We start from the raw sequence: 18927 nt of genomic DNA, 5'->3' as shown, positions 1-18927 counted from the left end.
TCTTGATAGTCTTTAATCATGGAAGGTAATTGTCTTGGTTATGGGATGCGTGTTATAGGTTTTTGTTTGTTTTTTTGTTTAGCTCAGGGGGCTCAAACTGAGGAGATTCAGTCGTCTCAACCTGAAAAAATAAACTTAAATAATGCTAAAATAATAGAAGCACCTCCCATGGTGCTTTCTAAAATAGTCGGAGTTGCTGGCGATCAAATTGTCACCTCAAGAGAAGTTCAAATAGTTAATTTACTAGAAAAAGCATTAGGGGCAGATAAGGAGTTAAAACTTATTGCTATTGACGATGCGAAATTTTTTTCAGAGATCACTCAAGTTTTACTAGAGATTGTTGTTTGGAATGAATCCTTGGTTTTTGAAATGACTCAAATCAGCGAAGAAGAATTTAAAGAAGTTTCAGAAAGAATTACAAAAAAAACAATAAATAATTCTGATTGGAAAAGACTTCAGGTTTCACAAATGGAATTTGAGAAATTTCTAAAAAGAAAGATCATCGCAAAAAAATTTATTAAAATAAAGTCTGATTCAATGAAGGGATTTATTTCTGACCAAGAAGCTAAAGAATATTTTGAAAAAAATAGACTCAAATTTGGTCAAATAGCCTTCTCTCAATTTAAAGAAAATATTAGGACATTCTTAACCCAACAACAGTTGGAAGAAAGATTAACAGTCTGGTTTGAAGTTATTAAGAAAAAATATAAGGTCAAAAACTATTCTCATTAAGGATAATTTCCACAAGTGAAACATAATACTTCTCAATATCTTGGCTCGTACAAAATATCTCATGAGCCAAATTCGAAAGAGGATGTTAAAAACTTGCTAGCCAGTTGGGGCGATCAGAAATTGCTTGGTTTTAATTGGACGACGACTCAGATTATGGGTGAGTTGAAAAATGAGACTGGCACTCTCTTTGGGTTTTCTTGTAAAGACGACATTCTGAAAGTACTTGTTTTATACAAAGAAATTCCACCAGAAGCCGAAATTTATATAGTAATGAAAACCAAAGGAACTCCGACAGAAGTCGTTTTTCAAACCTTAAGCACCTTGCTTGACACGAACCGTCACATTAAGCAGTGGTGGCTGGAGGTGCATGAAAAAAATCAAGGAGCCATCAGACTGTATGAAAGAGTTGGTTTTCACAAAAATGCAAAAAGAAAAAAGTACTATCCAGATGGAGGGCATGCCCTCATCTATGTCTATAATAAGATATAGATGTTTACGGCTTGATTATAGCCAAAACTTTTGTTAGGACATATGACGGAGTGGGTAAATACCCACTTTTTTATTTTTTGGGGTCTCAATGTCCGATAATTTTGAAAATGAAATAACAAATAAATTCTTAGCTGAAATCACAGATGAAACTACAGATGAAGTCATAGACGTTACCATAGACGATACAATGGAAAGCCATGAACACAAGGGCTGGCTTAAAAAAGTTGAACATTTAGCCTCAGATATAGCCATTAGAGAAGGGTGTGTCCTTTATGATATTGAGTTTTCCTCAAGAGTTTTGAGAATCTATATAGATCGAGAACCACAAGCGAGTATTCAAGATTGTGAAAATGTTTCTAAGGGGTTGAGTTTAATTTTAGATGTCGAAAATATAATACCAGGGGAGCATTATCAGCTTGAAGTATCCACTCCTGGATTAGAACGCGTACTTAAAAAAGAGTGGCATTTTAAAAAGGCGGTTGGAAAAAAAGTTAGAATTAAAACGAATACAGCCTTAGAAAATGTGGGTGTTGAGTTTGATCGTTGGAAAAAAACAAAAACTGTAGAGCACCTGTTAAGTGCCTACGTAGATAAAATGCTTTTTTTTACAATTCCTGAGGGGGAGTTGAAGATCCCCTTGGAAGCTGTAGAAAAAGCCAAAGTCGTTTTTGAATTAGAAAAAAATAATAAGAAAAAACATAAATAGAAAATTAGGAAGAGGAACTATGGCAGAAAATATTTTTACTGATTTATCAAAAGTTATTGAAGCCGTTGGAAAAGATAAGGGTATTGAAAAACAAATTGTTGTGGATGCTGTTTGTGATGCCTTGTTAACGGCGGCCAGAAAGAAATTTGGAACCTATAGAGAAATCGAAGCCAGTTATAATGAAGATTCTGGGGAAGTCGAATTATTTGAATTTAAAGAAGTTGTTGAAAAAGAAAAGTTTATTGATGAAGAAGTTGAAATTCCTCTAGAAGAAGCAAAAAAATTGGATCCTCAAGCTCAGCTTAATGATTCCATTGGAATTAAAATGGAAGTGGGTGATTTAGGTCGGATAGCTGCGCAAACAGCTAAGCAAATTATTTTGCAAAAAGTGCGGGATGCTGAGCGCGATATTATTTTTAGTGAGTTTGAACAGCGAAAAGGGGAAGTCGCTTCAGGTATTGCTCGTAGAGTAGAGAGAGGTTCTTTGATCGTGGACCTCGGGCGAACAGAGGCCCATATCCCTCCTCGAGAACAAATTCCAGGTGAGCAGTATAAGCCAGGAGATAGGATCCAAGGGTTTTTGATGGAAGTCCGTCAAACAACCAAAGGACCACAAATTATTATGTCAAGGGCGAGCGAAGAGTATCTTATTAAGCTTTTTGAAATGGAAGTTCCCGAAATCTATGATGGAATTGTCGAGATTTTATCGGCAGCGAGAGAGCCTGGAGTGAGAGCCAAGATTGCTGTTCGATCCAATGATTCATCTGTGGATCCTGTCGGAGCTTGCGTTGGGATGAAAGGGAGTCGAGTTCAGAATATAGTGCAAGAGCTAAAAGGTGAAAAAATTGATATTGTTCCTTGGAATGAAGACATTACCAGATTTGTTTGCAATGCTTTAGCTCCAGCAGAGATATCCAGAGTTTTTTTAGATGAGACAAATAAAGAAATTGAAATTGTCGTTCCAGATACTCAATTGAGTTTAGCGATTGGAAAAAGAGGCGTGAATGTGAGGTTAGCGGCCAAACTTACAGGCTGGAGAATTGATATTATTTCCGATGCGGTGGCTTCATCAAGAACAGCGGAAGCTATTTTCAATTTGATGTTGATTCCTGGAATGACTCAAACAATGGCGCAAAATATTTTTCAATCTGGATTTGGCTCATTTCAAGCCTTGTGCTCAGCAGCCACTCAAGAAGTGATGGGTATTCCTGGCTATGAAGATCCAGAAAAAGCTGACAAACTGATTCAGTCGGCCAAAGATCTTATTGAAAAATATGAAAAAGAGGGTACGCCTGTGCCTAAACCAGCACAGGTAAGTAAAGAAACTAAACCAAATGCATCAGCAAAAGAACAAGCTGATCAAAGATTAAAAGAAGAATTACAAAAACTTCAAAAAGAAGAGTAAATAAGTCGTTTTTAGAACTACTGTATAAAGGGAAGGATAAATATTCGTGGCCAATCCAAAAGTATTTGAGTTTGCTAAAGAGATCGGTATGACTCCACTGGCGCTTATGGACAAAATCCGTGAGTGGCATTTTCCTGTTAAAAGTCATATGGCTGAACTTGATCCAGAAGTCTTAGAACAAATCAGATTAAAACTTCGTGGCAACGATAAGAAATCAGAGGATAAACCTAAAAAAGTAACCACTCGTAAGGTGACTCCCAAAAAAGTGACTGAAGTGGAGCCAGATACTTCAAAAGATATTCATGGAAAATCCACAGTGGTCAGAAGGAAATCAAAGGATTCGGAAGAAGAGTTGTTACCTCCAGCAAAGCCAGGAGCGGCAAGGATTATCAAAAAAGTAACTCCAAAACCAGAAGTGAGTGAGCTTGAACCTGAATTTGAAAATGAAAAAATACCTGTGACCTCTCCATTTCCAGAGGTTGTTAATTCAAGTAAAATCAAGCCTGCCGAAAAACAAATGGAAATGAAGGCTGAACCTAAAGCGGAGCTAACTGCTGAAATTAAAAAAGATCATAAGATCGAAGCAAGAGTTGAACTTAAAAAGGTTGAACCTAAAAAAGAGACACCTTCTGATTTGAAAGCAGAATCTGTTGTTGAGCCAAGTGTGGAAGTTAAAGCGGAAATTAAAGCAGAACCTAAAGCAGAACCTAAAGTGGAAGCTAAGACTTCAGTGACAGGCTCAGCTGCGGTGCCAGGTTCATCCGTTCCCGTGGCGAGAAAAAAAGAAGTTTCTGTTGGGGCCAGTGGAGTTTCTTCAAATTCAACGCCCATGCAACCCAAGCGGAATATTGTTGGAAGAATGGACCTATCGAGGGTGCAGGCCCCGCCATCTTCAGGTGGCCAATATGGTGGAGGTTCGGGTCCAAGGGAGTACCGACCAGAGGGTTTTGTTAATCGCTCAACAGGCGGTTTTATCCCCGGTGGTGGTGGAGTTAGACCCTCTTCAGCGCCAAGGCCAGGAGGGGTTCAAAACAGAGGCCTCCGAGCTGGTTTTGTTGCGGCTCCAGCGGCGCCAATCATTGAAGATTATTCTGACGATCAAAAGGGTAAAAAGAATTTTGATAAAAAGAGCAAAAAACTTGAAGGGGCAGCTCCGACTCTGACTCCAAAAGAAAAAGAGTTAGAAGAGATTAAAGAGTTTAATGCTGTTGAATTTAGAAAACGGGAAATGGTATTTCAACCAAAGAAGAAAAAAGGAACCCTTGAAAGACAAGCCCTGCAAACACAAATTACAACACCAAAAGCCTCGAAAAGAATTTTAAAAGTTTATGGTTCGATGAAATTATCTGACGTTTGCAATGAGTTAGGAATCAAAGCTCCACAATTAACTAAAGCCCTAATGACTAGTGGAGTGATGGCCAGCATGAGTACAGAGCTTGACTTTGATACCATCGCTTTGATTGTTCCCGAATTTGGATGGGAAGCTCAAAATGTTCTGAGAACTGCGGATGAATTTTTAGGAGAAACTGCTTTTGGAGAAATGAATGCAGAAAAGGTGTTCAGGCCTCCAGTGGTCACGGTCATGGGGCATGTTGATCACGGAAAAACATCTTTGCTTGATGTTATCAGGAAGGCCAATGTGGCTTCAGGTGAGGCGGGTGGGATCACTCAGCACATTGGGGCTTATAATGTGAAACTAGAAGATGGAAAAACCATTACCTTTTTAGATACTCCAGGACATGAGGCCTTCACGGCAATGAGAGCCAGGGGAGCCAACGCCACAGATATTGCCATTATTGTCGTTGCAGCGGATGATGGATTGATGCCTCAAACTGCCGAAGCTATCAATCATGCAAAAGCAGCAAATGTGCCCATCATTGTGGCCATAAATAAAATGGACAAACCTGGAGCTAATCCTGAAAGAATCAAGCAGCAGTTAACAGAATTTGAACTCGTTCCGGAGGAATGGGGTGGTACTACTATTTTTTGTCCAGTGTCTGCGTTGAAAAAAGAAGGCATCAAGGAGTTACTAGAGCAAATTACTTTGGTTGCGGAAATGCAGGAACTTAAGGCCAATCCTTTGCGTTCAGGTACAGGTATTGTCATCGAATCTAAGCTGGAAAAAGGAAAGGGTCCGGTGGCGACTCTTCTAGTTAAAGATGGATCTGTAAAAGTGGGCCAATTCATTGTTGCAGGTTTGGTTAAAGGAAAAATTAAGAGTTTGATGAACGACCGTGGCGAACGAGTCGAATCTATGGGCCCGGGTTTGCCAGTGGAAGTTTTGGGTTTGGAGACAACCCCATCAGCTGGTGACAGATTTGACGTTGTAGAAAGTGAAGTTCAAGCTGAAAAAGTAGCTGCGATAAGAAAAGAACATGCGGATAAGTTGACTCAATCTGGAAAAGCTAAATTAACATTAGAAGATATTTTTTCTAAGGTTAATAAAGGTGATGTGAAGGAACTGGCGATTATTTTAAAAGCCGATGTTCATGGGTCTTTAGAGGCCATTTTAGGAATGTTAGCTAAGGCTTCTACAAAAGAAGTTAAAACCAGAGTGTTACATGCAGGAGTTGGTGGCATCAGCGAGTCAGACGTTTTACTGGCAAATACCTCAAAAGGTATTATTATCGGCTTTAATGTAAGGCCTGATACAGGAGCGCAAAGCAAAGCGAAACAATTTGGAATTGAAATCAGAACCTATTCCATTGTTTATGAGTTAATGGACGATATTAAAAAAGCCATGACAGGAATGTTGACTCCAGATGTTGTTGAAAAGGTGATGGGTCGAGTTGAGGTTAGAAATATTTTCAATGTTCCTAAACTTGGAACGATTGCAGGTTGTTTTGTTATTGATGGAAAAGTCCAAAGGTCTAATTCAGTTCGCCTTATCAGGGATGGAAAGATAGTTTACGAAGGGAAATTGGCTTCATTAAAACGATTCAAAGATGATGCTAAGGAAGTGGCTCAAGGTTTTGAGTGCGGCGTGGGTATTGAAAACTTTAATGATGTTAAAATCGGTGATCAAATTGAAGCTTTTATTAAAGAAGAAGTGGCTAGGGAATTGACTGCAGAGCTAAATGCTTAAGGGTTCAGTTTGTATGAAAAACACCAACGATAATCGGCGTGTGCAAAGGGTAGAAAAAGAAGTTCAGTCAGTTTTGGGGATGTATCTCATACATGGTTTTTCTCAACCGCTGGGCTTATTTGTTAATGTGACCAAAGTGATGATGGCTGCAGATTTACGAAGTGCTAAGGTTTATATTTCAACTTTGCCTAAGTGGAATAAAGAAGAACTGGATTCTCTAAGGCCAAGAATTGAGAAAGTTGAGACTGAAGAAATTTCTTCCTCGGAGGAAGTGGCAGAGCTCCTGAATCAGTATGCTTTTGAATTTCAAGATAAAATTTCTAAGGAGTTAAAGCTAAGATATGTGCCAAAATTAAGATTTTATCATGATGAAAGCGTCGATAAGGTCATTCAAGTCGATAAAATCTTGACTCAAATTTCTACTAAAAATGATGAAGAATAGCCTTAATGCCTGGAATATTTAATGGAGCTTTTCTCATTCATAAAGAACAGGGAATGACCTCTCATGATGTGGTTTTTAAACTTCGAAAGTTAATCAAAGATAAACAAATAGGTCATACGGGAACATTGGACCCTATGGCGACGGGTCTTTTAATGTGTCTTGTAGGCCCTTCAGTGAAACTCTTACCTTATCTGGGAAATGAGAACAAAAAATACTCTCTAGAGTTGATGCTAGGTTGCCAAACGGATACCTGGGATATCACTGGAAAAATCTTAAAACAAAATTCAATAGATTCTTTGAATGAAGAAATGATCAGGTTGAGTGTGTTAAGTCTTCAGGGGCCTCAAGAATTTGAAATTCCAATGTACTCGGCAAAAAAAATAAATGGCGTCAAATTGTATGAAGTGGCTAGAGAGAAAAAGGAACTAGAAGTGGAAAGTTTTTTAGGTCCCAAAAAGGCGATGAATTTTTGGGATTTAGATAATATAAAGGTCCGTTCGCCTCGTGTAAGTTTGGATCTTTGGTGTAGCAAGGGTAGCTATATTCGTAGCTGGATATTTCAATTGGGTGAGCGGCTAAACGTGGGAGCCACTTTAGTAAATCTAAAAAGAGAAGCCATTGATAAATACACAATAGATAGATCGCAAAGTTTATTGGAAATCGAAAATGACCTAGGAAAAAACCTAAAACCCAAATCTTACATTGAACAAAAAGAACTCGTACAATCTTTTTATATCTATAACCTAAGTCCTCAAGACATTGTGCCTATGGAAAATGGACTTTTGAGCTATGATTTGAAAAGTAGACTTCTCAATTTAAATGTGAATGCAGAGTTTATATTCTGTCATTTTCAGAATGAGCTGATATCTATTGTTCAGAATAAACCAGACTTAAGGATTAAAAAGGTATTTAAAAGCAAGCCTATGGTCTAGCATTTCTGATTTTTATCCAATTTTAGTCATGTTTTGGCTCTACCTTCCGACGAGCTAGGTATGAAAACAAAAAATATAAGACTAGCCAAAATAACAGTTCTATTTGTCTTCCTTAATTTAGCTTTTAACAATTGCGGGCAACGAGGAGATATTGAATTAAAAAAAAATAATACGACCATTAATGCTGATGATAATTCTTCTTCTGGATCGCCCCATTCAGATCCAGAACCTCTTCCTGGTCCTGGGGCAACTATACCGGTTGTCGTTCCTCCTGCTGTGTCACCTCCTCCTGCTGTGTCACCTCCTCCTGCTGTGTCACCTCCTCCTGCTGTGTCACCTCCTCCAGCAACAGTCGTTCCTCCAGCAACAGTATCCCCACCGGTCGCGACTCCTTCTCCTCCTCCCCCAGTGGTGGTCACACCTCCAGTGGTGCCTCCACCAGTAGTCGTGAATCCTCCAGTTCCTAAAAGCTTTGAAAAAAAATCTTTGAGTTTAAAAGTGAATGCACCTGAAAAGGTAGATATTCTTTTCGTTGTGGACAACTCTGTATCGATGAAGTTTGAACAAAAAAATATGGCAGAAAGAGTTTCTACATTTATCAATTCTATCAATGGACTTGACTGGCAAATGGGTATCGTGACAACAGACGTGGATGATCCCTATTCTCTAACTAGTGATGGAAAACTTTTGAAATTTAATTCCCTAAGTACCTATATCCTTAATTCAAAGATGGAGAAAAGTGCAGTCGAGCAGGCTTTTGGAGAAACGATTCAAAGAACGGAACTTGGTTCTATTTATGAGCAAGGAATTTTTGCAACGTACCGATTCCTTGAAAGAGATCTAAAAAGAACAAGCAAGCTGTTGCGAGCTGGGAGTACTTTTAATGTGATTGTTATCAGTGATGCAGATGAATCTCCATGGGAAGATGATCTGGGGAAACCTGTGATAAATAAAAAGAATAAACCAGGCGAGCTAATGAAATATCTGGCAACAAATTGGGGAGACAAAAAGTTCCAGTTTCATTCCATTATTGTAAAAGATGGGGATGAGATCTGTTTGAAAATGAACAATAATGAAAATTATGGGAAGGTTTATAGTTTTCTTTCAAATATAACAAAGGGAATCATTGGCAGTGTTTGCGAGAATGATTACGGGTCACAATTGAACTCTATAGGGAAAAAAGTTCAAGACCTAGTTAAAGTCATAATGCTTGAGTGTGAGCCTAAAGACAAGGATGGAGACGGAAAGTTAGATATTGAAATTTCTTCAGATTCAACAAATCCAATTGAAATTGATAGGGTGGAAGGAAATGAAGTTTACTTAAAAAAGGCTTTGGATGTAGGCAACTATGGCCTCCAATACTATTGTCAAAAAGATTAATATTATATTTAAATCAATCTAAGAATATTATTATTGACCTAATAATTAAATAAAGATAAATCAATGACTTATTTAAGTTTTAAAGTCTTTTTTAGGGCTTTTTTTGGGTCAGCCATGACCTTCATGAGGCTATTACTAAAAGCGAAGACTTTAAAAAATCTAACAACATTTTTTCGTTCCTAATTAGGAATGAGGACCCTAAAAAAGGGTTTAATCAATCAAAAGGAGACTTTAATGGCAGTCCATAAATCAGTAAAAGAACAAATTCTATCAGGCTTTCGAAGGCATGCAAATGACACAGGGTCATCAGAAGTTCAAGTAGCGCTTTTAACCGAGAAGATAAATCACCTTTCAGGTCATTTTCTAACTCACAAAAAGGATAACCACTCTCAGTTGGGATTGATCAAAGCGGTTAACCGTAGAAGAAAGTTATTAGACTACCTAAAGAAAACAGATGCTAAAAAATATGAACAAATTCTGGTTGATTTAGAAATTAGAAAATAATCGAAAAAGGAGTTTTGATGAAAACGACAGTAACCACTTCTGTCGGCGGTAAGCAAATTACCATCGAAACCGGAAGACTTGCAAAGCAAGCTGACGGGTCAGTTTTAGTTTCATGCGGAAACAATATCGTCTTAGTAACGGTTGTTTCTAAAAAAGAAGCCTCAAACTTAGATTTTTTCCCTTTAACCGTAGAGTATATTGAAAAGTTCTATGCCACAGGGAAAATTCCTGGTGGGTACTTTAAAAGAGAGGGTAGGCCCTCTAACGAACAAGTTCTTATCGCAAGACTCATCGATAGGCCTCTTCGACCTAAGTTCCCAGAGGGATATAGAAATGAAACGCAAGTAGTTGCTACCGTTTTAAGTGCCGATGGAAGTTATCCAGTTGAAGTTTTATCTTCCTTAGGAGCAAGCTCTGCTTTGCATATTTCGGATATTCCCTTTGACGGACCTGTAGCCTCTGTTCAGGTGGGACGTGTGGAGGGGCAGTTTATCGCAAACCCTACTCCCATGCAGCTTGAAAAATCAGATATGGATATAATTGTGGCAGGAACAAGACAGGGTATTTTGATGGTTGAAGGTGAATGTAAATTCATCAGCGAATCAGATGCCATGGCGACGCTAAGGTTCGCTCATCAAGCTTTAATTCCCTTTCTAAATGCCCAGGATGAATTAAGGGAAAAGACGGGTTCAAAAACGAAAAGATCTTTTTCAGTGCCTCAAGTTGATTCTGGTTTTAAGGCTCAGGTGGAGCCTAAATTGACGGAATTAATTTCCTCTGCATTTAAAATTAAAGAAAAAAGCGAAAGACATGCTGCTGTTTCCGAGGCCGTAGATTCTTTGAAAAAGACCTTTGTGGAGTCAGAAGCAGATAAGGAATTAAAAGCTTTGCGAGCTAAGGATCTTGCGGTGTTAGCTGAAGATGTGAAGTACAAGGTAGCGAGGTCTCAGATTCTAGATACCGGCTATCGTATGGATGGTAGGGATGTAAAAACGGTTAGACCTATTGCCTGTGAAGTTGGAATTTTACCTCGAGCCCATGGCTCAGGGCTGTTCACAAGGGGAGAGACTCAAGTTTTGGGAACAGTAACTTTAGGTACTGGAGACGATGAACAATTAATTGATTCCTTGCATGGAAATGTGAAAAAACAATTTTTATTACACTACAATTTTCCTCCATTTTCTGTTGGAGAGGTTGGACGCTTTGGTGGGCAGGGAAGAAGAGAGATTGGTCATGGAAATTTAGCTGAAAGAGCCATCAAGGCTGTTATTCCTGATCATGCTCAATTCCCCTATACGATTCGAATTGTGAGTGATGTTCTTGAAAGTAATGGGTCGAGCTCTATGGGAACGGTCTGCTCAGCAACTCTATCATTGCTAGATGCGGGAGTTCATATTAAAGGCAATGTTGCAGGAATTGCAATGGGACTTATCAAAGAAAATGAAAGAGTGGCGGTTCTTACGGATATCCTAGGCGATGAAGATTACTTAGGAGATATGGATTTTAAAGTAGCTGGAACAACTTCGGGGATCACGGCACTTCAGATGGATATTAAAATCGATTCTGTAAGTTTTTCTGTTATGGAGCAAGCGTTAGAGCAGGCTCGCGTGGGAAGAGTTCATATTTTAGGTGAAATGGAAAAAGTAATTAAAGTTTCGCGGGGTCAAATTTCAGATTTCGCTCCAAGGATTGAAACTCTTAAAATTAAACCAGACAAAATCCGTGAAGTTATCGGTGCTGGTGGAAAAGTCATTCGTGGAATCACTGAAGCTACAGGAGTTAAAATCGATATTGAAGATGATGGAACTGTCCATGTGGCATCCAGTGATCCTGAAGCTACTAAAAAAGCTATTGAAATGATCAATGCTATTTGTGCTGAAGCCGAAGTGGGAAAAACCTATAAAGGTAAAGTTGTCAAAATCGCTGAATTTGGAGCTTTTGTGGAGATATTTCCAAATACCCAGGGGTTGTTGCATATCTCTGAAATTTCTAATGAACGAGTTCGTCAAGTTACTGATGTTTTAAAAGAAGGTGACATGATTGATGTCAAAGTTTTGGAAGTGGACAGGGCGGGAAGAGTGAAGCTTTCTCGAAAAGCCTTACTTCAATAGCCAAATCAATTCTTGCATCTTCTTATTTCTAATAAGAAGATGTTTTTCATGAAAGTTCAATTTAATAAATCAGTCCTTGAAGGTGGAGCGACGCTGGTAACAGAACAGCATCCGTATTCTATGTCATTTTCAGTGGGTTTTTGGCTCAATATAGGCTCTCGTTTTGAAAATCCAAAACTGGCTGGTGTGACTCATTTTTTAGAGCACTTAACTTTTAAAGGAACAAAAAATAGATCTGCTTTAGAAATTGCCCAGTCTTTAGAATCCTACGGGGGGGATTTAAACGCTTTTACCTCTAAAGAACATACTTGCTTCCATGGTTTGGTTTTAAAGGAAAATTGGAAAACGGCCTTGGATGTTTTAATTGATATCACTTCAAACATGAAGTTCACAGAAAAGGACTTTAAGACTGAAAAAAGTGTGGTGATTCAAGAGATTGGAATGAGCGAGGACGCCCCAGATGATATCATTTACGACTATTTATTAGAAGGCGTTTATAAAGATCATCCTTTAGGTAAACCTATTTTAGGAAAAATTTCTACAATTCACCATTTAAATGAAAAGCAAGTTTACGAATATTATCATTCTTTTTATCACGGTAAAAATTTGGTTATCAGTTGTGCTGGAAACCTCGATCATAAAAAAATAGAAAACTTTTTAAATCAACAGTTTAAAAAAAATAAACAATTTAAAACTATATCTTCGGAGGCACTGATCAATGAAAAAGGTCATGAGAGGCCTGTTTTTAATTTGATTCGAATGGTGAAGGAAAAGAAAATTGAACAGACCCATGTGTTGTTAGCCATCCCTTCTTCGACTTTTACGGATGAGCTAAGAATGGAAGCTTTTATTGTTAACTCACTTATTGGTGGGGGGATGACTTCCAAATTATTTCAAAGTGTTCGTGAACAAAAGGGCTTAGCCTATTCCATTCAAAGCTCGCTTCACACCATGAAAGATGCTGGTTTTTTAACGGTGCAAGCAGCCTGTGATGGGAAGAAAGTTCAAGAATTGATGAGAGTTATCTTTAAAGATTTAAAGGAAATTAAGAAAAAGGGAGTCTCAAAAAAAGATGTTGAGTTTTACAAAAATCAAATAAAGGGAAGCGTGTTGTTAGGTTCTGAAGATATTGAAAACAGAATGAATTCCTTAGCTGTCAATGAATTGATTTTTAAAAAAAGTAAAAGTGTAAAAATGATTCAAAGGGAAATAGAAAAAATTAATTTTGATTCAGTACATGAATATATTGAAAAATATTTAGATATGAGTAAATTATCTGGAATATTAATGGGGCCAGGTGTTGAAAAAAAATCTCAATGGTGGACTCAGTTTGAATAGGTAAATAAGGAATATTAGAAAAATTGGGAATATAAGAATTTAAAAGGAATAAAAAAGTGAAAATTAAAGTTAAAAAATTAGAAAACTACAAGGGCGATCTTCCTTCTTATCAATCTAAAAGCTCGAGTGGTTTTGATGTGAGGGCGCAGTTAAGTCAAAAAGTGATTTTAAATCCTGGAGAGCGTGCTTTAGTTCCTACAGGTCTCAGTTTTGAACTCCCTGAAGGCTTTGAAATTCAAGCACGACCTCGTAGTGGTTGGGCAATTAAGCAGGGAATGACCTTACTCAACACTCCGGGAACCATTGATGCTGATTATCGTGGAGAGGTTAAAATTATTCTTATTAATTTAGGAAAAGAACCCATAGAAATTTCAGATCAGGATCGTATCGCCCAGCTGGTATTGTGTCCCGTGTTGCAAGCTGAATTCGATTTGAAAGAAAGCTTAAGTGAAACAGAAAGAGGCCTTGGTGGCTTTGGCTCTACGGGAAGAGCCTAAGGCTTTTTAAATAGGCTCTCAGAAATCCATTTTAGAGACTGAGATTTTGTTCCATATCCAGACCAAGAGAATGATGAACCAAATGACTCCAACAAGGCGTAGGGCTCTTTTTTTTGACATTTTTAAGTTTTCTGTTAACCCCACAATAATGAGCATTCCAGTAAATAATAAACCAATGAGGCTTACGGATGAAATATAGTTGGAAGCAATCTGTAAAATGAAAAATGGGAAGTTAGCAAATATAACAATAGTTAAAATCTTTAAAAAGCTAACAGTTCTTCTTTCAAAAACTTGAAAATAATAATAAAAAAAAGTGGATAAAACCACAGTAAGAACGAGGGAAATAAATGGAAAAATTAAAATTCCAAAAAAGATATTCCACTTGTTAAGGCTAACAGCTCCAGCTAAAAAACCAGAAAATATGGAAAAAAGAAAGTGAACGATAAGGAGGTTGCGTAAAGACCAATCAGGTAATTTTTTAATTTGTTCAAGGGGGTTTTTAAAAAACCATAAAAGAAAAACGATGCTTTTTTTTGATTTAAACTGAAGATTGCTAAAAAAAATCATGAGTGTCTTCCGTCATTAAAATTTAATCTTTCTCTTAAAAATATCCCATAAAAATAAGATCAAGTCCAAGGGAACCTTTATCCGATGGACTGGAAACGAGAAGGCTACGGTAATTAGCTTCCATGCCTAAGATTAAAGGTGCATCTTGGATAGTTGAAAAGATTCCCAGTGCCGAGATTAAAGCGGGGTTCTTACTTTCGTCATGGAAACCTATCTCTTCGTTTGTTAGACGAAAATTCCTAGTGCTGACACCAACAGAGGCCCGTAAGTCCATGGAGTTGGTGATGAGGTTTTTGTAACCAACTTTGAAATCCAACTCTCTGAGTGTTAATTCATAACTATTTGATTTGGTAACTCCAAAATTACGATAGGCTGTTTCTGCAAACCAGGATGTTGAGAATAATTCCATGCCAATTCCAATCTGCATGCCGTTTTGAAAATAATTTTGTTTTTCTTTTGAATTAATCTGAATCATTGATTGAATAAAACTAAAACTGGGATAGATGGATACTTGATCCCAGGCAGTGAGAGCTCTTTTTTGAGTGTAGTTCTTCTGCTTGGATCTAATCTTATCAATAAGTTGGTCATAAGTAATTTCATAGGGATCATCTTCGGAAGTGTTTCCTTTGGGAGGAAGGAACGTTAAAATTAAAACTATAGAAAAAAGAAAAGTGAAATTTAATGAACCTAGCATGAGTCAAGTTTAAACCATGAAGAGGACAGTCGAAATAGGAATTATGGAATCTGTGCCTTAGTCCAAGAGGTTGTCAGTCTAGATATGGTCTGAGTTTTACAAAAAAGAACAAAGTTCTGGAAAAGGTAACTAAAATATAAAGTATGAAGGTTCATGGATACTGTGCATTTTGTAAATCTCCAAAAATGTTTTTTGATAGAAAACATCTTTCTTTTGGACATGTTTTTTTAGCTCTGATTGTTGCAATTTGTATAAATTATTTTATAACTTTAGAACTGAGTCCCAGTTTTTTATTAATTTTTGCGGTCAATCTTATTATTGGCGAAATTTGTCTACAAACCCGTTGGCGTCTCTTTTTAATTTGCCAAAAGTGTGGTTTTGATCCTGTTTTGTATATGAAAAACAAAGCCTTAGCTTGTGAGAAGGTGAAAGCGAAATTGGCAGATCGCAAAAAAGATGAAATAAAAAATTTATTTTTCCCATTAAATTTGCCAACGCGAAAAACCTAAAAGAACTTGCTACCTAGAAAAAAAAAATCTAGATTTCAAGCATGAATAATTCACTTGTTATTATACCTACCTATAATGAAAAAGAAAACATCGAAACCATTATCAGAGAGATTCTAAAGCAGGACTTAGGATTTCATATTTTAATTGTAGATGATAGTTCGCCGGATGGAACTTCTGATATCGTTTTACAATTGTCTAAAGAATTTCCAAATCAAGTAAATTTATTGTTAAGAGAAAAAAAGGAAGGTTTGGGTCGGGCGTATATCTCTGGGTTTAAATGGGGGCTAGAAAGAAACTATGAATATCTTATAGAAATGGATGCTGATTTTTCCCATCGACCCATAGATTTAAAAAAACATCAACAGGCTTGGTCTGAATGTGATTTTTGCATAGGTTCCCGCTATGTTCCCGGCGGAGAAACTGTGAATTGGGGGATTTTGAGGAAAATAATCTCAAAGGGAGGAAGTCTTTATTCACGATGGATCTTGGGGTTTCCCATTAATGATTGGACGGGTGGCTTTAACTCTTGGAACCAGAGTGTACTAAGAAAAATAGGTTTAGATCGGGTCAGTTCAAATGGGTATAGTTTTCAAATTGAGTTAAAATATAAAGCCTGTAAAAATGGATTTAAATTTCAGGAAGTTCCCATTGTGTTTGAAGACCGTCGAGTTGGAAAAAGCAAAATGTCTATGAAAATAGTTCTGGAGGCCTTTTATAAGGTTTGGCAAATTAAATGGTTGTAAGCCCCCTAACTGTCGCTAAATTTGTTTTGGCCTTGATTGGACTATTTAGCTTTAAAATTCTGGCACAAAACCAAATGGCCAAAGTCACCGGTGAATACCCCTATGTTTACTCTTCTCCTGATTTCAATGCGCCAGTTATTGCAGAGTTGCCTCGAGGCAAGCTTTTTAATATTTCGACAAAAAAATTTGCAAATGTTTTTTATTTCGTTTCTGTTAAACCAGGAATGAGCGGGTATGTATCTGATTCAGAAATTCAATTGATATCAAAGGAAAAGAAACAAGTACAAAGAAGAAATTTAAAAGAAAAACCGGCCGAAAAGAAAGCATCTAAAGAAAAGCCAAGAAAACCTTTTTATACAAGTCGATACCGGGGAATTATCATCGAGCAAATGAATTATGCTGAGGATACCATGAGTCAGCATCGGACTGCCAATTTAACTCTGATAGGGTATCGCGTGGTCGGTATGAACACTTTATTTTCTGGGGAAATGTCTACAGATGCCAGTATTTTACTCTATTTTGGTGCGCCAAAATATTATGAAGAAATCACTAAAGAAAAAGCTAGCGGGTGGATCCTTCATACTGATTTTACTTTTGATACTATTTATCCGCAAAGTAAGATTCATTTTATAAGTTATGGATTTGGTCCAATGTTTAGGTACTCGCATTTTGTCACTTCTCTAAGGAATACGACGAACTCCTATACTACAGATTATCCAATGGATGACATGACTTTGGGAGTTCTTTTACGTTTAGGTTTGGCTTTTAGAATCAATAACATGTCCATCAGGTCTGATGTCAAATATTACATTGAAGCCCAAAGGTATTTTGCCTATAATTTATCGGCCTTATTTGAATTTTAAGCTCGTGTTTGAAAACCTCGCAATAAACATCTCGCATTTAAACACCTCTTGCGTTGAGTTTAAAGAGAAGGTAAGGATTACTCGATGTCGATTCAAGTATTAGATAAAAATGTAATTGATCAAATTGCTGCTGGAGAGGTTGTTGAAAGACCCGCTCATTTGGTCAAAGAACTCATTGAGAATTCTTTAGACGCCAGGGCCACGGCGATAGAAGTTCATTTTGAAAATTCGGGACGAAATGTTGAAATTATTGATAATGGAATTGGTATTCCAGGGAGTGACCTAGGTCTGGCTCTGGAACGTCATGCAACGAGCAAAATATTGAAGTTTGATGATATTTGGTGCCTGTCTTCCTATGGATTTAGGGGGGAAGCGCTTGCTTCTATATCTGCGGTGAGTGATTTTGAGATGGTGAGTCGGGTCTCTGATTCAGAGACGGCCTACCGCCTCAGTTCTCAATTTGGAAAAAGGCAGCCAACGGTAGAAACATCAAGTCCGCTAGGAACTCATTTGCGAATTTCTAATTTGTTTGAAAATGTCCCTGTCCGGCTTAGGTTTTTGAAGTCCTCATCCTATGAACAGGGCCTTATTAAGCAAGTTGTAAAAGCAATGGCCTTGTCGCAACCAGGTGTTGAGTTTAAAGTTTATGAAAATAGAAAATTAATTTATTTTTATCCCAAGGTCACTTTGCTCTCTGAAAGAGCTCAATCTGTCTTAAACTCAAAGCAAAATTTTTTCTTTGAGATGAAAGATGGCGGCTATCGAATTCAATGCGTTTTTAGTAGTCCTTACCAAGTCGAGAAAAACACTAAAAATATCTGGTTGTTTGTGCAAAATCGATGGGTCCAAGATAAAGTGATGGTCGCTGCGATTTTGGAGTCTTATCAGAATCTTTTAATGCATGGAGAGTATCCCCAAGTCATTCTTAAAATGGAAGTCCCGCCAGAGCAGGTGGATGTCAATATTCATCCTACCAAATCCCAGATAAAATTTTTGAATTCACAGTTAATTTATCGAATGATTTACCGAAGTTTGAGGCACGAAATTGAAAAAGCGCCTTGGAAACAAGAGCAAGCAAGTCCTTCAAATGACCTCCTTCGTGAAATGAAGCCAGCTGTTTCAAGTGCACGTTTTGATCAAAAATCAAATCAAGGTTTTGATCAAATCGTTAGTCAAAATAAATTACCTCAGTTTGAGTTTGAACGAAAGCAATACCAGCAAAAAGATTTCTCTTTCCAGCAGCCAGAGGTCGCTTTACAAAAAAATACCCCATGGGTTCAAATCGAAAAATTTGAAAACCAAATAGCAACCGTGTTTAGTTGGGCATCCTTACATGTTGTTGGACAGATAAATTTGACCTATATTGTCTGTCAAGATGAACAAAAAATGGTTTTAGTAGACCAGCATGCGGCTCACGAAAGAGTTTTGTTTGAAAAACTCAAAGGGCAGTATCAAGAAAATAACATTGAGATTCAAAACTTGTTGATTCCATTAAGTTTGGATTTGGAGACAGATCAAATTGAAGTCTTAATTCAACATGATAAGGACCTTAAAAAGCTAGGAGTTTATTTTGAACTCCTAGGTCCTGGTACCATTGGGATTGTGGCCCTGCCAGCTCTATTAAAAGAAGGTTCTGCGGTCGAGCTGGTACGAAAATTTGTTGAAGAAGTTAAAGATCTAGGTGGAAGTTTTGTGTTTGAAAAAAAACTTAATGACTTAATTGCCAGCATGTCCTGTCATTCGGCAATCAGAGCGGGACAAGCTTTGAGTCGTGATGAAATGCAAAAGCTATTAATCCAAATGGATGAGTACCCTTTATCAAGTTTTTGTCCACACGGTCGACCAGTCAATGTGGAGTTTCCTTTTAAGCAGATTGAAAGAGATTTTGGAAGAATTGTTTGAGTCATAATTTGAATAATAAAATGATAAA

18 protein-coding genes are annotated in these 18927 nt (G+C 37.5%); 16 read left to right on the top strand and 2 right to left on the bottom strand.

Going from position 1 to position 18927, the window contains the following annotated elements:
• The first annotated feature begins 18 nt into the window (after positions 1–18).
• The 12 genes from J0M15_15235 to dut all read left to right on the top strand — a co-directional run bounded on the left by J0M15_15235 (position 19) and on the right by dut (position 13621).
• Positions 19–732, top strand: coding sequence for a hypothetical protein (locus J0M15_15235; protein ID MBN8538406.1), 714 nt, complete (start codon positions 19–21; stop codon positions 730–732).
• Between the two features lie 15 nt (positions 733–747).
• A complete protein-coding gene (locus J0M15_15230; protein ID MBN8538405.1) occupies positions 748–1221 on the top strand; it encodes a hypothetical protein in 474 nt (157 codons plus the stop codon).
• A gap of 187 nt (positions 1222–1408) precedes the next feature.
• Positions 1409–1927, top strand: a complete 519-nt coding sequence (locus J0M15_15225; GenBank protein ID MBN8538404.1) for a ribosome maturation factor RimP — start codon at positions 1409–1411, stop codon at positions 1925–1927.
• A gap of 19 nt (positions 1928–1946) precedes the next feature.
• The gene (gene nusA, locus J0M15_15220; protein ID MBN8538403.1) at positions 1947–3332 is read left to right on the top strand and encodes a transcription termination/antitermination protein NusA; all 1386 of its coding nucleotides are present in this window, start codon (positions 1947–1949) and stop codon (positions 3330–3332) included.
• A 46-nt stretch (positions 3333–3378) separates the two neighbouring features.
• Positions 3379–6417, top strand: coding sequence for a translation initiation factor IF-2 (gene infB / locus J0M15_15215; protein MBN8538402.1), 3039 nt, complete (start codon positions 3379–3381; stop codon positions 6415–6417).
• Positions 6418–6430: 13 nt separating this feature from the next.
• Positions 6431–6859 (top strand): ribosome-binding factor A, encoded by a 429-nt coding sequence (locus J0M15_15210; protein MBN8538401.1) that lies wholly within the window; start codon positions 6431–6433, stop codon positions 6857–6859.
• A 5-nt stretch (positions 6860–6864) separates the two neighbouring features.
• Positions 6865–7791, top strand: coding sequence for a tRNA pseudouridine(55) synthase TruB (gene truB / locus J0M15_15205; protein MBN8538400.1), 927 nt, complete (start codon positions 6865–6867; stop codon positions 7789–7791).
• Positions 7792–7851: 60 nt separating this feature from the next.
• The gene (locus tag J0M15_15200) at positions 7852–9171 is read left to right on the top strand and encodes a hypothetical protein (GenBank protein MBN8538399.1); all 1320 of its coding nucleotides are present in this window, start codon (positions 7852–7854) and stop codon (positions 9169–9171) included.
• 234 nt (positions 9172–9405) lie between these two features.
• Entirely contained in the window at positions 9406–9675 is a 270-nt protein-coding gene (gene rpsO / locus J0M15_15195) for a 30S ribosomal protein S15 (GenBank protein MBN8538398.1), read from the top strand.
• 17 nt (positions 9676–9692) lie between these two features.
• Positions 9693–11786, top strand: a complete 2094-nt coding sequence (pnp, locus tag J0M15_15190; GenBank protein MBN8538397.1) for a polyribonucleotide nucleotidyltransferase — start codon at positions 9693–9695, stop codon at positions 11784–11786.
• 48 nt (positions 11787–11834) lie between these two features.
• Entirely contained in the window at positions 11835–13124 is a 1290-nt protein-coding gene (locus J0M15_15185; GenBank protein MBN8538396.1) for an insulinase family protein, read from the top strand.
• A 56-nt stretch (positions 13125–13180) separates the two neighbouring features.
• The gene (gene dut / locus J0M15_15180; protein ID MBN8538395.1) at positions 13181–13621 is read left to right on the top strand and encodes a dUTP diphosphatase; all 441 of its coding nucleotides are present in this window, start codon (positions 13181–13183) and stop codon (positions 13619–13621) included.
• Between the two features lie 18 nt (positions 13622–13639).
• Here dut and J0M15_15175 read toward each other — a convergent pair whose 3' ends face one another.
• Together J0M15_15175 and J0M15_15170 are read right to left on the bottom strand one after the other, a co-directional pair.
• A complete protein-coding gene (locus tag J0M15_15175; GenBank protein MBN8538394.1) occupies positions 13640–14188 on the bottom strand; it encodes a YIP1 family protein in 549 nt (182 codons plus the stop codon).
• Between the two features lie 34 nt (positions 14189–14222).
• Positions 14223–14882 (bottom strand): hypothetical protein, encoded by a 660-nt coding sequence (locus J0M15_15170; GenBank protein ID MBN8538393.1) that lies wholly within the window; start codon positions 14880–14882, stop codon positions 14223–14225.
• A 143-nt stretch (positions 14883–15025) separates the two neighbouring features.
• On the opposite strand from J0M15_15170, the gene J0M15_15165 reads away from it, so the two are divergent.
• The 4 genes from J0M15_15165 (at position 15026) to mutL (ending at position 18899) form a co-directional block, all read left to right on the top strand.
• Positions 15026–15391 (top strand): hypothetical protein, encoded by a 366-nt coding sequence (locus tag J0M15_15165; GenBank protein ID MBN8538392.1) that lies wholly within the window; start codon positions 15026–15028, stop codon positions 15389–15391.
• Between the two features lie 41 nt (positions 15392–15432).
• A complete protein-coding gene (locus tag J0M15_15160; protein ID MBN8538391.1) occupies positions 15433–16134 on the top strand; it encodes a polyprenol monophosphomannose synthase in 702 nt (233 codons plus the stop codon).
• Positions 16125–16997 (top strand): SH3 domain-containing protein, encoded by an 873-nt coding sequence (locus tag J0M15_15155; protein MBN8538390.1) that lies wholly within the window; start codon positions 16125–16127, stop codon positions 16995–16997. The genes J0M15_15160 and J0M15_15155 overlap by 10 nt, the downstream gene beginning before the upstream one ends.
• Before the next feature lie 84 nt (positions 16998–17081).
• A complete protein-coding gene (gene mutL, locus J0M15_15150; protein MBN8538389.1) occupies positions 17082–18899 on the top strand; it encodes a DNA mismatch repair endonuclease MutL in 1818 nt (605 codons plus the stop codon).
• Positions 18900–18927: the final 28 nt, after the last annotated feature.

The sequence above is a fragment of the Deltaproteobacteria bacterium genome, from assembly GCA_017302835.1.
Taxonomy (GTDB): Bacteria; Bdellovibrionota; Bdellovibrionia; order Bdellovibrionales; family Bdellovibrionaceae; genus UBA2316.
The sequence above is the reverse complement of the archived record's forward strand: the minus strand, read 5'-3'. Positions and strand labels throughout refer to the sequence as shown.

Coding starts and splice junctions, on each gene's coding strand:
- J0M15_15235 (MBN8538406.1), top strand. CDS start 19: ATGGAAGGTAATTGTCTTGGTTATGGGATGCGTGTTATAGGTTTTTGT.
- J0M15_15225 (MBN8538404.1), top strand. CDS start 1,409: ATGGAAAGCCATGAACACAAGGGCTGGCTTAAAAAAGTTGAACATTTA.
- nusA (MBN8538403.1), top strand. CDS start 1,947: ATGGCAGAAAATATTTTTACTGATTTATCAAAAGTTATTGAAGCCGTT.
- J0M15_15210 (MBN8538401.1), top strand. CDS start 6,431: ATGAAAAACACCAACGATAATCGGCGTGTGCAAAGGGTAGAAAAAGAA.
- truB (MBN8538400.1), top strand. CDS start 6,865: ATGCCTGGAATATTTAATGGAGCTTTTCTCATTCATAAAGAACAGGGA.
- J0M15_15200 (MBN8538399.1), top strand. CDS start 7,852: ATGAAAACAAAAAATATAAGACTAGCCAAAATAACAGTTCTATTTGTC.
- rpsO (MBN8538398.1), top strand. CDS start 9,406: ATGGCAGTCCATAAATCAGTAAAAGAACAAATTCTATCAGGCTTTCGA.
- pnp (MBN8538397.1), top strand. CDS start 9,693: ATGAAAACGACAGTAACCACTTCTGTCGGCGGTAAGCAAATTACCATC.
- J0M15_15185 (MBN8538396.1), top strand. CDS start 11,835: ATGAAAGTTCAATTTAATAAATCAGTCCTTGAAGGTGGAGCGACGCTG.
- J0M15_15175 (MBN8538394.1), bottom strand. CDS start 14,188: ATGATTTTTTTTAGCAATCTTCAGTTTAAATCAAAAAAAAGCATCGTT.
- J0M15_15170 (MBN8538393.1), bottom strand. CDS start 14,882: ATGCTAGGTTCATTAAATTTCACTTTTCTTTTTTCTATAGTTTTAATT.
- J0M15_15165 (MBN8538392.1), top strand. CDS start 15,026: ATGAAGGTTCATGGATACTGTGCATTTTGTAAATCTCCAAAAATGTTT.
- J0M15_15160 (MBN8538391.1), top strand. CDS start 15,433: ATGAATAATTCACTTGTTATTATACCTACCTATAATGAAAAAGAAAAC.
- J0M15_15155 (MBN8538390.1), top strand. CDS start 16,125: ATGGTTGTAAGCCCCCTAACTGTCGCTAAATTTGTTTTGGCCTTGATT.
- mutL (MBN8538389.1), top strand. CDS start 17,082: ATGTCGATTCAAGTATTAGATAAAAATGTAATTGATCAAATTGCTGCT.